This is a genomic window from Methylobacterium sp. 285MFTsu5.1 (assembly GCF_000383455.1).
Taxonomy (GTDB): Bacteria; Pseudomonadota; Alphaproteobacteria; order Rhizobiales; family Beijerinckiaceae; genus Methylobacterium.
In genome coordinates this window covers 88047-100426 of record NZ_KB911284.1, presented here as the reverse complement: position 1 = coordinate 100426, position 12380 = coordinate 88047, and the positions used below count along the sequence as shown (strand labels likewise).

At 72.4% G+C, this 12380-nt stretch carries 12 protein-coding genes; 5 read left to right on the top strand and 7 right to left on the bottom strand.

The genetic code is table 11. From position 1 onward, the window contains the following. Positions 1-4 precede the first annotated feature (4 nt). The 6 genes from H288_RS0120735 to H288_RS0120710 all read right to left on the bottom strand — a co-directional run bounded on the left by H288_RS0120735 (position 5) and on the right by H288_RS0120710 (position 6118). A complete protein-coding gene (locus tag H288_RS0120735; RefSeq protein ID WP_020094494.1) occupies positions 5-1597 on the bottom strand; it encodes an ABC transporter substrate-binding protein in 1593 nt (530 codons plus the stop codon). Positions 1598-1777: 180 nt separating this feature from the next. After that, entirely contained in the window at positions 1778-2944 is a 1167-nt protein-coding gene (locus H288_RS0120730) for a Xaa-Pro peptidase family protein (protein WP_020094493.1), read from the bottom strand. 26 nt (positions 2945-2970) lie between these two features. Next, positions 2971-3651, bottom strand: coding sequence for a GntR family transcriptional regulator (locus tag H288_RS0120725; RefSeq protein WP_020094492.1), 681 nt, complete (start codon positions 3649-3651; stop codon positions 2971-2973). 67 nt (positions 3652-3718) lie between these two features. After that, the gene (locus tag H288_RS0120720; RefSeq protein WP_020094491.1) at positions 3719-4528 is read right to left on the bottom strand and encodes a transporter substrate-binding domain-containing protein; all 810 of its coding nucleotides are present in this window, start codon (positions 4526-4528) and stop codon (positions 3719-3721) included. Positions 4529-4593: 65 nt separating this feature from the next. Then, entirely contained in the window at positions 4594-5277 is a 684-nt protein-coding gene (locus tag H288_RS0120715; RefSeq protein WP_020094490.1) for an amino acid ABC transporter permease, read from the bottom strand. Positions 5278-5311: 34 nt separating this feature from the next. After that, positions 5312-6118 (bottom strand): amino acid ABC transporter ATP-binding protein, encoded by an 807-nt coding sequence (locus H288_RS0120710; protein ID WP_020094489.1) that lies wholly within the window; start codon positions 6116-6118, stop codon positions 5312-5314. 323 nt (positions 6119-6441) lie between these two features. Here H288_RS0120710 and H288_RS0120705 point away from each other — a divergent pair, with 323 nt between their 5' ends. The 5 genes from H288_RS0120705 to H288_RS0120685 are packed head-to-tail and all read left to right on the top strand — an operon-like array spanning position 6442 to position 10715. Continuing rightward, complete coding sequence (locus H288_RS0120705; RefSeq protein WP_020094488.1) at positions 6442-7698, top strand: Zn-dependent hydrolase; 1257 nt, start codon at positions 6442-6444, stop codon at positions 7696-7698. 26 nt (positions 7699-7724) lie between these two features. Further along, positions 7725-8498 (top strand): 5-oxoprolinase subunit PxpA, encoded by a 774-nt coding sequence (locus H288_RS0120700; RefSeq protein WP_020094487.1) that lies wholly within the window; start codon positions 7725-7727, stop codon positions 8496-8498. Continuing rightward, positions 8491-9225, top strand: a complete 735-nt coding sequence (gene pxpB, locus H288_RS0120695; protein WP_020094486.1) for a 5-oxoprolinase subunit PxpB — start codon at positions 8491-8493, stop codon at positions 9223-9225. The genes H288_RS0120700 and pxpB overlap by 8 nt, the downstream gene beginning before the upstream one ends. Next, a complete protein-coding gene (locus tag H288_RS0120690; protein ID WP_020094485.1) occupies positions 9218-10252 on the top strand; it encodes a biotin-dependent carboxyltransferase family protein in 1035 nt (344 codons plus the stop codon). The genes pxpB and H288_RS0120690 overlap by 8 nt, the downstream gene beginning before the upstream one ends. A 49-nt stretch (positions 10253-10301) precedes the next feature. After that, complete coding sequence (locus tag H288_RS0120685) at positions 10302-10715, top strand: VOC family protein (RefSeq protein ID WP_020094484.1); 414 nt, start codon at positions 10302-10304, stop codon at positions 10713-10715. 63 nt (positions 10716-10778) lie between these two features. Here H288_RS0120685 and H288_RS0120680 read toward each other — a convergent pair whose 3' ends face one another. After that, the gene (locus H288_RS0120680) at positions 10779-12374 is read right to left on the bottom strand and encodes an ABC transporter substrate-binding protein (RefSeq protein WP_020094483.1); all 1596 of its coding nucleotides are present in this window, start codon (positions 12372-12374) and stop codon (positions 10779-10781) included. Positions 12375-12380 lie beyond the last annotated feature (6 nt).

Genomic DNA, 12380 nt, shown 5'->3' with positions numbered 1-12380 from the left:
CCCCTCAGGCGGGCCGGACGTTCCAGAACGTCGGGAACCCGTCGAGGATCCCGGTGAGGCGGGAGCGGTAGGCGGTCGGCTGCAGGTACTGGCCCAGCGGGTAGTGGGGCACGTCCTGCATCGCCTGGAGCTGGATGTCCCGGCACAGGGCGGCACGCGCCGCCTCGTCCGGGGCGGTGAGCCACGCGTCGCGCAGGGACTCGATCCGCGGGGTCGTGGCCCAGCCGGCGTAGCCGCTCTCGCCGGTGCCGCGCAGGGCGATGTAGCCCGCGGGGTTCAGCCAATCCATGCCGGACCAGTTGGTGACGAAGGCGCTCCAGCCGCCCTCCGAGACCGGCCCCTTTCGGTTGCGCCGCTGCAGCATCGCGTTGAACTCGACCGCGTAGACCTCCACCGTCATGCCGACCCGCTGCAGCAGGTCGGCCGCGACCTGGCCGAGCGCCAGCAGCGGCGCCGAGTTCGACGGCACCATCAGCAGCACGGTCTCGCCGCCGTAGCCGGCCGCCTTGAGATCGGCGCGCACCCGCGCCGGATCGCGCGGATCCGTGAGCGGCTGCAACCCGTCCGTCGAGGCCATCGGCGTGCCCGGGCAGAAGAAGCCGAGGGGCACGTGGAACAGGCCGGGATCCTCGGCGCCGACGACCCCCTGCATGCACGCGGTCTGGTCGATCCCGCCCCAGAGAGCCCGCCGGATCGCCGGGTTGTTGAAGGGCGGCTGCAGGTGGTTGACCCGCAGCATGGTCACGAAGCCGGTCGGGTCGAGAACGCGGGTGCTCACGCCCTTGGCCGCCTGCAGGAGCGCGATCTGGTCGTGCGAGGCGTATTCCTGCCAGTCCGTCTCGCCGGCGATCAGCGCGGAGGTCGCCGTGGAGGTGTCGCCGATGACGCGCCACTCGACCCGGTCGAAATGGACGACCTTCGGACCCGAGGTCCAGGTCAGCGGGCCGTCCGGGCGCGGCACGTAGTCCTCGAAGCGGGTGTAGACGACGCGGTCGCCGGGCACCCGCTCGTCGGGCTTGAAGCGGAACGGTCCCGAGCCGATGAGCTCCGGCACCTGCTGGAACGGGTCGATGGCGGCGAGGCGCTCCGGCATCATGGCGCAGACCGGGACGGACGCCTTGCCCAGCGCGATTGGCAGCAGCGGGAACGGGTGTTTCAGGCGGAACCGGATCGTCCGGTCGTCGGGCGCGGAGAGTTCGTCGGTCGCCTCCATGAGGGAGCCGCCGAACGGGTCGCGCTTCGCCCAGCGCCGCAGCGACGCGACGCAGTCGCGGGCCAGCACCGGCGTCCCGTCGTGGAAGCGCAGGCCCGCCCGCAGGATCAAGTCCCAGCGGCGCCCGTCCGCCTCGACCCAATGGCCCTCGACCATCTGCGGCGTGGCGCGATAGGCCGCGTCCATGCCGTAGAGCGTGTCGAAGACCATGTAGCCGTGGTTGCGGGTGATGTACGCGAAGGTCGTCACGGGATCGAGGGTGACGAGATCCTGCTGCGGGATGAAGCGCAGGGTCCGGGCCGCCTCCGCGCGGACGAGGGCCGGCGCCGCGACGGCGCCGGCGACGAGGGCGCCGGCTCCCTGCAACAGCGTGCGTCGCTTCATCCGAGACCTCCCGCTCCGCTCCGGCACCACGCACCGGTGGGCCGGGTCCCCGCGGGAAGCCCGGCCCGGCATCGCTTGCAGGAATGGGGCCGGCTCCCGCTCGGCGTCGCCGACCAGTCCGCGACCGCGGGAGCGGTACGGCGGCCCGTCAGTTCAAGCTCCGCTTGTGAAAGCAACGCCTCACCGCACCGACAGGGTGCGCGGCAGGTCGGACAGGGGCTCGACCCCGTCTGCGGTGACGATGACGGTCTCCGAGGCGCCGACCGTCCAGGCGCCGTAGCGGCGCAGGGTGGCCGGCAGGTGGAAGACCATGCCGGGTTCGATCGGCCGGTCCTGTCCGGTGAACAGCGAGAGCAGGGCACCCTCTCCCCAGTCCGGCGCGAAGGCGACGCCCATCGAGTAGCCGATCCGCTTGCGGAAGGCCGGGCCGTAGCCCGCCGCGTCGATCACGGCCTGCGCCGCCGCGTGCGGGGCGGCGCAGGGATGGCCGGGGCGGATCGCGCCGAGCGCCGCGTCGAGGGCGCGCAGGGCGCAGTCCATCATCCGCTGCGCCTCGGCCGGCGGCGGGCCGATCCAGACGCTGCGCATTAGCGCCGCGTGGTAGCGGGCGTGGCTGCCGGCGAGCTCAAGGAAGACCGCGTCGCTCGGCTCCAGCCGGCGGCGCCGCCACGTCATGTGCGGCAGACCGCTGCGCGGTCCCGACGCGACCAGCGGCTCCATCGCCATGGCCTCGGATCCGGCGGCCGTTGCGGCCGCCAGCATGGCGGCGGCGACGGCGTTCTCGTCGGTGCCGGCCGCGCAGGCGTCGAGCCCCGCGGCGAGACCGGCCTGCGCGTACCGGGCGGCGGCCCGGATCGCCGCCAGTTCGGCCGCCGACTTCACCGCCCGCAGGGGGGCGAGGAGGCCGGATCCGTCGGGCAGCGGGCCGCTTCCGAGGGCGGCGTCGATCCGCGCCGCGAGCGCCGGCGCGACGAACCAGCCGTCCCGCTCCAGGGCCGGCCGGGCGACCCCGCGCCCGCGCACGAGGGCCGCCAGGGCCGCGGCCGGGTCGGCGCCGTCCGGGTAGGCCCGGATGTCGTCGAGCCACGTGTTGGCGGCCGCGCCCGGCAGTTCGAGCTGCCGGACCAGGAGGGCCGGGTCGCCGTCCACGGGCACGAGGAGTGCCTGGAAGGCGAAGTAGCCCGCCGTCTGGCGGCCGGTCAGCCAGTAGATCGTCTCCGGGCCGGTCACCACGAGGGCGTCGTGGCCGGCACCCGCGATGGCGGCCCGGGCCGCCGCCTGCCGGGCGGCGAACTCCGCCTCCGGGAAGGCCGCCTCGCGGCCGCGCAGCTCCGTGAACTCGTGCATCGCGCCGCCCTCGTCCCAGACTTCGCTCAGACTTCGCTCAGGCGCTGGATGATGCCCTGCTTGAAATTCTCGAGATGGGCCGCGATCGCGTCCGCCGCCGCCGCCGCGTCCTTGGCCCGCAGGGCGGCGACCACCGCGAGGTGCTCGCGATGGACCGCCTCGAACCGCTCGGGCATCCGGCTTAGGTTGAACATCTGCGTCTTGAGCCGCAGGTCCTTGATCGTCTTGGCGAGGGTCGCGTTCTGGCTGTGCTCCGCGATCAGGTCGTGGAAGCGCCGGTCGACCTCCCAGTTGCCCGGCGCGTCCGGGTCGCCCGCCGCCAAGAGTGCCTCCATCTGACGCTGCAGGTCCGCCAGCACCGCGTCGGCGATGCGGCCGGTGGCCAGCGCGACGCTCTCCCGCTCCAGCAGGCGGCGGACATGCAGGATCTCGATCAGCTCGCGCAGGGAGAATTCCTTGACCACGAGCATCCCGCCGGGTTGCCGCTCGATCAACCCCTCGGTCTCCAGCCGCGACATCGCCTCGCGGGTCGGGGTCCTGGAGATGTCGAGCATCTCGGCGAGGCGGCGCTCGTGCAGCACGGTGCCGGCCGGAAGGTCGCGGCGGACGAGCATGTCGAGCAGGCGGTCGTAGGCCATCTGGCCGAGGCTCTGCTCGCGCCGTGCACTGAGCGCCGTCGTGTACGACGCGGCGTCGAGGGTCTTCATGGTGTCCTCCCGGAGCGGCCGGCTCAGCCGCTCCCCATTCTTGTTCTCGCGCGTCCGCCGTGCCCGCTCACATGGCGGGCGTGCGGATCGGCTCCTTCGGGGCCGGATCATAGCCGATCAGCGGGGTAACGAGCTTGGCGTAGGTACCGTCCGCGACCATCTCGCCGAGCGCCTTGTTGACGGCGGCGTGCAGGTTCGGCTTGCCCTTCTTGATGGCGAAGCCCTTCTGGACCGTGCTCAGCGGGGTCTCGATCATCACCAGGGGCAGCTTGCGCGCCTTGATGGCGTAGTTGCCGGCCACCGCGTCGTTGATCACCGCGTCGATGTTGCCGCCGACGAGGTCCTGCATGGCGTCCGCGGCCGTCTTGTAGCTCTTCAGGGTGGCGCCGTTCTCCTCGGCGAGCTTGCCGAAGGTCGAGGCCGAGAGGGCGCCGACGTTGCGGCCCTTGAGATCCGCCGGCCCCTTGATGCCGGTATCCTTGCGGGTGACGATCCGCGCGCCGGATTCGAGCCACCCGTCCGCGAAGGCGACCTGCTTCTGCCGGGCGGGGGTGATGTCCATCGACTCGCTGGTGATGTCGTACTGGTCGGCCATCAGGCCCACCAGCAGGGCGTCGAACTTGATGTTGACCGGGCTGTACTCGAGCCCGAGCCGGCGGCAGACCTCGCGCATGACCCGGACCTCCAGCCCGTCGAGCTCGCCGCTCGGCGTGCGCATGCTGAAGGGCGCGAAGGTGCTGTCCGTCGCCACGATCAGCTTGCCGGGCTCGATCAGCTCCAGCTTGCCCTCGGCCGCGCGGGTCGCGGGGGCGGCGAGGATCCCTGCGCCGAGGCTGGCGCAGAGGGCGGCGAGGGCGAGGACGTGGCGGCGGTTCATGGTGATCTCCGGTCTCGGGACGGGGCGGGAAGGATCGGCCGCGGCCCGTCCCGCGGCGGGGGGGCTCAGGACAGGCGGGCGTAGCGCCGCTCGAAATAGGCCGAGAGCTGCGACAGGATCGACGTGAGGCCGAGGTAGATCAGCGCCGCCGCGATGTAGAAATCGAACGGCCGGAAGGTCGTGGCGATCATGAGCTGCGCGTAGAGCGTCAGCTCCACCACCGTGATCGTCGACAGCAGCGAGGTATTCTTCACCGCCGAGATCGCCTCGTTGGTCAGCGACGGCAGGATCATGCGGAAGACCTGCGGCAGGACGATGCGCACCATCATGATCCGCGGGTTCATGCCGAGCGCCAGCGCCGACTCGACCTGACCCCGGGGGATCGCCGCGAGGCCGGCCCGGATCGTCTCGGCCACGTAGGCGCCGCTGCTGACACCCAGCGCGATGATGCCGGCGGTCACGGGCGAGAGCTTCACCCCGACCTGCGGCATGCCGAAATACACGATGAAGACCTGCACGAGGGTCGGCGTGCCGCGGATGAACCAGACGTAGAAGCTCGCCAGCGCCCGGAAGGGCGCGAAGGACGAGCGCTTGCCCAGCGCCCCGAGCAGGCCGCAGGCCCAGCTCACCAGGATGCTCGCCACCGTGACGCCGAGCACCACTAGGGTCGCCGAGAGGAAGCCGGGGCCGTAGGTGACGACCTCGTCCGAGAGGGTGAGCCACCACTCCTGCAACGCCGCGACGCTCATCGCTGTCCCTTCTCCCCGGTGATGGGCCGGCGGCTCACGCCGTCTGTCCCGGCGCGGCGGGCTGGTGCAGGACGCGCCGGAGGAACTGGCGCAGCCGCTCGCTCCGGGGCGCGCCGATGATGGCGTCGGGCGGCCCGTCCTCGGCGATCACGCCGCCGTCGAAGAACAGGGTGCGGGTGCCGACATCCCGGGCGAAGGCCATCTCGTGGGTGACGAGCAGCATCGTCATCCCGTCCGCCGCGAGGGAGCCCATCAGCGCCAGCACCTCGCCGACCAGCTCCGGATCGAGGGCCGAGGTCACCTCGTCGAACAGCATCACCTTGGGCGCCATCGCCAGGGCGCGCACGATCGCCACGCGCTGCTGCTGCCCGCCTGAGAGCTTCGACGGGTAGGCGTGCCGCTTCTCGTAGAGGCCGATGCGCTGGAGCAGCGCCTCCGCCTCCGCGACGGCCTGCCGGCGCGGCATCCGCCGCACCCGGATCGGCGCCTCGATGACGTTCTCCAGCACGGTCATGTGCGGCCAGAGATTGTAGCTCTGGAAGACCATGCCGATCCGCGCCCGCAACTCGCAGAGCTGCTGCGGCGTCGGCTGGCGGCGGGCGCCCTGCTCGTAGTCGAAGGCGAAGCGCTCGAAATCCATGAAGCCGGAGGTCGGCGTCTCCATGAGGTTCAGGCAGCGCAGGAACGTGCTCTTGCCCGAGCCGCTCGCACCGATGATCGACACGACCTCGCCCTCGTGGATGTCGAGGGAGATGCCCTTCAGGACCTCGTTGGTGCCGTAGCTCTTGTGCAGTTTCCTGATCTTCAGGAGCGGGGGCGCGGCCGTATCGATCTGAGCCATCGTCGAACCTGATGTCGTGCGATCGCGGCGCAGATCAATGCTTCGATCAGCGTGCAGAACGCGTTACGTGACTGTGTTATTGTGCATCAAATCTCTCAATGTGGAGATTTAATTTTTCATCCGGCAACGTTTTACATTGCCAAGCTGGATGGGATGCCTTAGCAGAACCGGTATACCGCCGGCATTCAAGCGGTATTTTTGAGCATGGCTGCCTCCGACATGGTCATCGAGCTTCCGGACCCCGGTATTCCCTTCGCGACCGCGCCGGGCGCGTGCCTCATTGTTCAGCCGATGAACCGGGTCGGACCCGCGCGGCAGCCGGCATGACCCGGCTCGCGATCGATCCGGATCTCTGCGCGGGCCTGTTCGCCGAGCTCCTGAGCTTCAGCCAGGACGCGCCGGGCGTGACGCGGGCGGCCTACGGCGTCGGCGAGGAGCGCGCCCACGCCCTGATGCGAGCCACCGGGCTGGCACTCGGGCTCACCGCCGAGACCGACGCGGCCGGCAACCTGTTCCTGACGATGGCGGGCCGCGACCCGGCACTGGCGCCCTGGATGGTCGGCTCGCACGTCGACACGGTGCCCCACGGCGGCAATTTCGACGGGGCGGCGGGCGTGATCGGCGGCCTCGCGGCCGTGGAGGCCATGCGCCGGGCGGGGATCGTGCCGGCGCGTCCCGTGACGGTGGCGGTGTTCCGGGCCGAGGAGAGCGTGTGGTTCCCGTCCTCCTACGTCGGCAGCCGGGCCGCGCTCGGCCTGCTGCCGCCGGAGGTGCTCGATCTCCCCCGCGCCGATACCGGCCGGAGCCTGCGCGACCACATGGCCGAACTCGGCCTGCGGCCGGAGGCGGTGGCGCGGGGCGCGCGGCTCCTCGATCCGGCGCGGATTCACGGCTTCGTCGAGATGCACATCGAGCAGGGCCCGGCGCTGGAGGCGGCCAGGCTCCCCGTGGGCTTCGTCACGGCGATCAGCGGCAGCTTCCGCTACCGCAAGGCGGCCTGCTTCGGCCGCTACGGCCATTCCGGCGCCGTGGCGCGGAGCGAGCGCAGCGACGCCGTCTTCGCCCTCGCCGACCTGATCACCGGCCTGGACGGCCTCTGGGGCGCGCTCGAGGCGGAGGGATGCCCGGCCACGATCACGCTGGGCGAGGTCGCCACCGACCCGGTCCAGCACGCCTTCGCCAAGATCCCCGGCGAGGTCCGCTTCTGCCTCGACGTGCGCAGCACCGAGCCGGCCGTTCTCGACCGGGTCGAGGCGGCGCTCGCCGAGCATATCGCCGCCATCGAGGCCGCCCGCTCGGTACGCTTCGTGCTGGGCGAGCGCACCGGCAGCACGCCGGCGCGGATGAGCGCCGCGCTGGTCGAGGCCCTGTCCGGCCACGCGCGCCGGCTCGGGACGCCGTTCCGCACGATGGCGAGCGGGGCGGGGCACGACACCGCGACGCTGGCCGGCCAGGGCGTGCCGAGCACGATGATCTTCATCCGCAACCAGAACGGCAGCCACAACCCGGACGAGGCGATGCGGATCGCGGATCTGTGCGCCGCCGCCACCCTGGTGGCCCACCTCGTCGCCGAAGCCTGACCCCGCGCGAGAGAAGGGATGCACCGATGATCGTCGATCTGAACTGCGACATGGGCGAGGGCTTCGGCGTCTACCGTCTGGGCGACGACGCCGAGATGCTGACCGTGGCGACCTCGGCCAACATCGCCTGCGGCTTCCACGCCGGCGACCCGCTGGTGATGCACGAGACCCTGAGCCGCGCCGCCGCGGAAGGCGTGCAGGCCGGCGCCCATCCGAGCTTCCTCGACCTCTGGGGCTTCGGCCGGCGGCCGATCCACGGCGAGCGCCCCGCCGACATCGAGAAGGCGGTGCTTTACCAGGTCGGCGCGCTGCTGGCGCTGGCGCAGGATGCCGGCTGCCCGGTGCGCCACGTGAAGACCCACGGGGCCATGGGCAACATGGCCAACGAGGATGCCGACCTCGCTCTGGCGGTGGCCCGGGCGATCCGCACCCTCGACCGCGACCTGATCTTCGTGGTGATGCCCGGCCTGGAGACCGAGCGGGCCGGCGAGAAGCTCGGGCTGCCGATCGCGCGCGAGATCTACGCCGACCGCGCCTACGCGGATGACGGCACCCTGGTCTCGCGCAAGCTTCCCGGCGCCGTGCTGCACGATCCCGACGCCGTCTCGGAGCGCGTGGCGCGGATGCTGGAGGACGGGGCGATCACCTGCCTGTCCGGGCGGCGCATCCCGACGCGGATCGACACGGTCTGCGTCCACGGCGACACGCCCGGCGCGGTCGCCATGGCGCGCCGCCTGCGGGCAGAGTGCGCCGCCAAGGGCATCGCCCTGCGCCCGATGGCCGAGGTGCTCGGTGTCTGAGCCCGGCTACCGCCTCCTCGATAGCGGCGACCGGGCGCTCACGGTGGAGCTCGGCCGCGCGGTCGATCCCGCGATCAACGCGCGGGTCATCGCCCTCGACGCGGCGCTCCGCGGCGCCGGGCGCCCGGGCCTCTTGGAGACCGTGCCGACCTACCGCTCGCTCCTCGTCCTATACGATCCGGACCTGCTGCCCCGGGCCGACCTCGCCGCGCTGATCGCCGCGCACTGGCCGCCGCCGGACGGGGCGACGGGCTCGCTGCGCCGCTGGCGGGTGCCGGTCCATTACGGCGGCGCGCACGGCGCCGACCTCGACGACCTCGCCGCCGGGGCCGGGCTCAGCCCGGAGGCGGTGATCGCCCTTCATTCCGGCCGCGACTACCGCGTCTACATGATCGGGTTCGCCCCCGGCTTCGCCTATCTGGGCGGCCTCGATCCCCGGCTCCACGCGAGCCGGCGCACCGATCCGCGGCCCAAGACGCCCGCCGGCAGCGTCTCGATCGGCGGGAACCAGACCGGCGTCTCGCCGCCCCTGGAGCTGCCGAGCGGCTGGCAGCTCATCGGCCGCACGCCCGCGCGCTCCTACGATCCGGGCCGGGCCGAGCCGTTCCTGTTCGCGGCCGGCGACCTGATCCGGTTCGAGCCGATCGACCGCGCCGCGTTCGACGCCCTCAGCGAGGCCGCCCGCGCCGGCGAGACCGTCGCGACCCTGGAGCGGATCGATGCCTGAGGGCCTGCGCGTCATCGCCCCCGGCGTGGCCTCAACCCTGCAGGATGCCGGGCGGCCGGGCTACCTGCGCTACGGCATCTCGGGGTCCGGCGCGATGGATCCCGACCTGCTGGCCCTGGCCAACGGCCTCGTCGGCAACCCGCTCGACGCCGCGGTGATCGAGATGGCGATGGTCGGTCCGACCCTCGCCTGCGAGACGGATATCTGCCGCGTCGCCCTCGCCGGCGCGCCCTTCGCGATGAGCCTGAACGGCCGCGCCCTCGACCCGTTCACCGCCCACGACCTGCGGCGGGGCGACCGGCTCGTCCTGGGCGGACCGCGGCAGGGCCTGCGCGCCTGCCTCGCGGTCGCCGGGGGCTTCGCCGTCGCGCCGATGCTCGGCAGCGTAGCGACGCACACCCGCACCCGCCTCGGCGGCCTCGACGGCCAACCCCTGGCCGCGGGCGACCTGCTGCCCCTCGCGGCGCCCGCGCCTCGCGACCGCCCGCTGACCCTGCCGCCGGCCCACCGGCCGACCTTCGGCGGGCCGATCCGGGTGGTGCTCGGGCCGCAGGCCGACGGCTTCACCGCGGACGGCCTGCGGACCTTCCTCTCCGAAGCCTACACCCTCACGGCGCGGGCGGACCGGATGGGCTGCCACCTCGACGGGCCGCCGATCGCCCACGCGGACGGCTTCAACATCGTCTCGGACGGGATCGTGAACGGCTCGATCCAAGTGCCCGGCCACGGGCGCCCGCTGATCCTGCTGGCCGACCGCCACACCACCGGCGGCTACCCGAAGATCGCCACCGTGATCTCGGCGGATCTCGGCCGCCTCGCGCAGGTGCGGCCGGGGGAGACGATCCGGTTCGCGGCCGTCGCCGTCGCGGAGGCCCAGGCCATCGCCCGCGCCGCGCGAAGCGCTCTGGCCGCGCGGCTGACGGCGCTGGTGCCGGCCGGCGGCGGCGATCTCGACAGCGCGTTCCTGCTGTCCTGCAACCTCGTCGGCGGCGTCGTCTCGGCGCGTGCCCTCGATCCGGCGCCCTGACGGCGCCGCAACCCCCTCTCAACCGAGCTCAGCAAGCAAGAGACCGTCGATGCTCACGCCGTTCCACCTCGCCTACCACGTCACCGACCTCGACGCGGCGCGCCGCTTCTACGGGGGCGTCCTGGGCTGCCAGGAGGGCCGCAGCACCGAGACCTGGGTCGATTTCGACTTCTTCGGCCATCAGCTGTCGCTGCACCTGGGCGAGCCCTTCGCCACCACCCGGAGCGGGAAGGTCGGCGACCACACGGTGATGATGCCGCATCTGGGCGTGGTGCTGCCGCTCGACGCCTGGGAGGCGCTCGCCGGCCGTGTCGAGGCGGCCGGCATCGCCTTCGACATCCCGCCCGTCGTCCGCTTCGCCGGCGAGCCCGGCGAGCAGCGCACGATGTTCTTCTTCGACCCGAGCGGCAATCCGATCGAGGTCAAGGGTTTCCGGGATCTGGCCGGCGTCTTCGCGCACTGAGGCGCGTATCCGCGAAGCGGCCCGCCGCCGGAGCGGCGACGGGCGGCCAGGACACGCCGCCCGTCAGGCGCGGCGGGCGTTCCAGAAGACGAACTGGCCGTCGACCACGTCCCGGAGGTCGCGCCGGAAGGCCGTCCGGTAGAAGTACTGGCCGGTCGGCAGGTACGGCACGTCGCGCATCGCCAGGGTCTGCATCCGGGCCGCGATCGCCTGGCGCGCGGCCTGGTCCGGCGCCTCGATCCAGGCCTCGCGCAGGCTCTCCAGTTCGGGCAGGTCCGGCCAGCCGAAGAAGCCCTTCGGGCCGCCGCAGCGCAGGACCTGCTCCACGACCGGGTTCGCCATGTCGAGGCCGGTCCAGGTCGTGGTGAAGATGTTCCAGCCGCCCTGGTCGGGGGGCGCCTTGCTGGCGCGGCGGGTGACCAGCGTGCCCCAGTCGGACACGACGTACTGCACGTTCATCCCGAGGCGCTGGAGCAGGTCGTGCATGATCTCGCCGAGGGCGCCGAGCACGGGGTTCTCGCTCGTCGACATGAGCACGACGCGCTCGCCCTGGTAGCCGGCCGCCACGAGGTCGCGCTTGGCCTTGGCGAGATCGCGCGGCCGGGTGAGCACGTCGAGCCCGGCATCGGTGGCCATCGCGGTCCCCGGTGTGAACAGGCCGACATCCTTGCGCCACAGCTTGGGATCGTCGCCGGCGGCCGCCGCCATGAAGTCCGCCTGGGACAGGGCCTCGAGGACCACGCGCCGGACCGCGGGCTTGTCGAAGGGCGGATGGAGATGATTCATCACGCCGGTGCCGAGATTGCCGAGCGGCGAGGCGAGCTGCGTGGCGATCTGCGGGTGCGCCTGAAGCGTCGGCACGAGATCGCTGATCGGGTTCTCCCACCAGTCGACCTCGCCGTTCTGAAGGGCGGCGGCCGCGGTGCCGGGATCCGGCATGACCTGCCACTCGACCCGCTCGAAATGGACACGCTTCGGCCCCGCCACCCAGGAGACCGGGCCGTTCTCCCGGGGCCGGTAGTCCGGGTTGCGGTCGTAGACCACGCGGGCGCCGACGAGCCGCTCCTTGGTGTTGAACCGGAACGGCCCGGAGCCGATCAGCTCGGGGATCTGCTGGGCCGGGTCGGTGGCGGCGAGGCGCTCGGGCATGATGACGAGGACCGGCGGACCGAGCTTCGCCAGCGTCTCGAGCATCAGCCCGTAGGGCCGCTTCAGGCGGATGACGAAGGTGCGGTCGTCCGACGCCTCCAGGGCGTCCGTGCGCGCCATCAGGGCCTGCCCGAGGCTGTCGCGTTGCGCCCACCGCCGGATCGACGCGACGCAGTCGCGGCCCCGCACCGGCTCGCCGTCGTGGAATCGCAGCCCCTCGCGCAGCCGGAAGGTCCAGCGCCGCCCGTCCTCCTCGACCGCGTGCCCCTCGACCATCTGCGGCTGCGGCGTGAACTGCGCGTCGAGGCCGTAGAGCTGGTCGAACACCATGAGCGCGTGGTTGCGCGTGACGTAGGCCGTGGTCGTCACCGGGTCGACGATGGTCAGGTCGGATTGCGGCACGAAGCGCAGGACGCTCGCCCGGCCGCCCTGGGCCAGGGCCGGGCGGGCCGGCAGGAAGGGCACGGCGGCCGCGGCGGCGGCACCGCCCAGGAAGGTTCGTCGCAGCATGGGGTC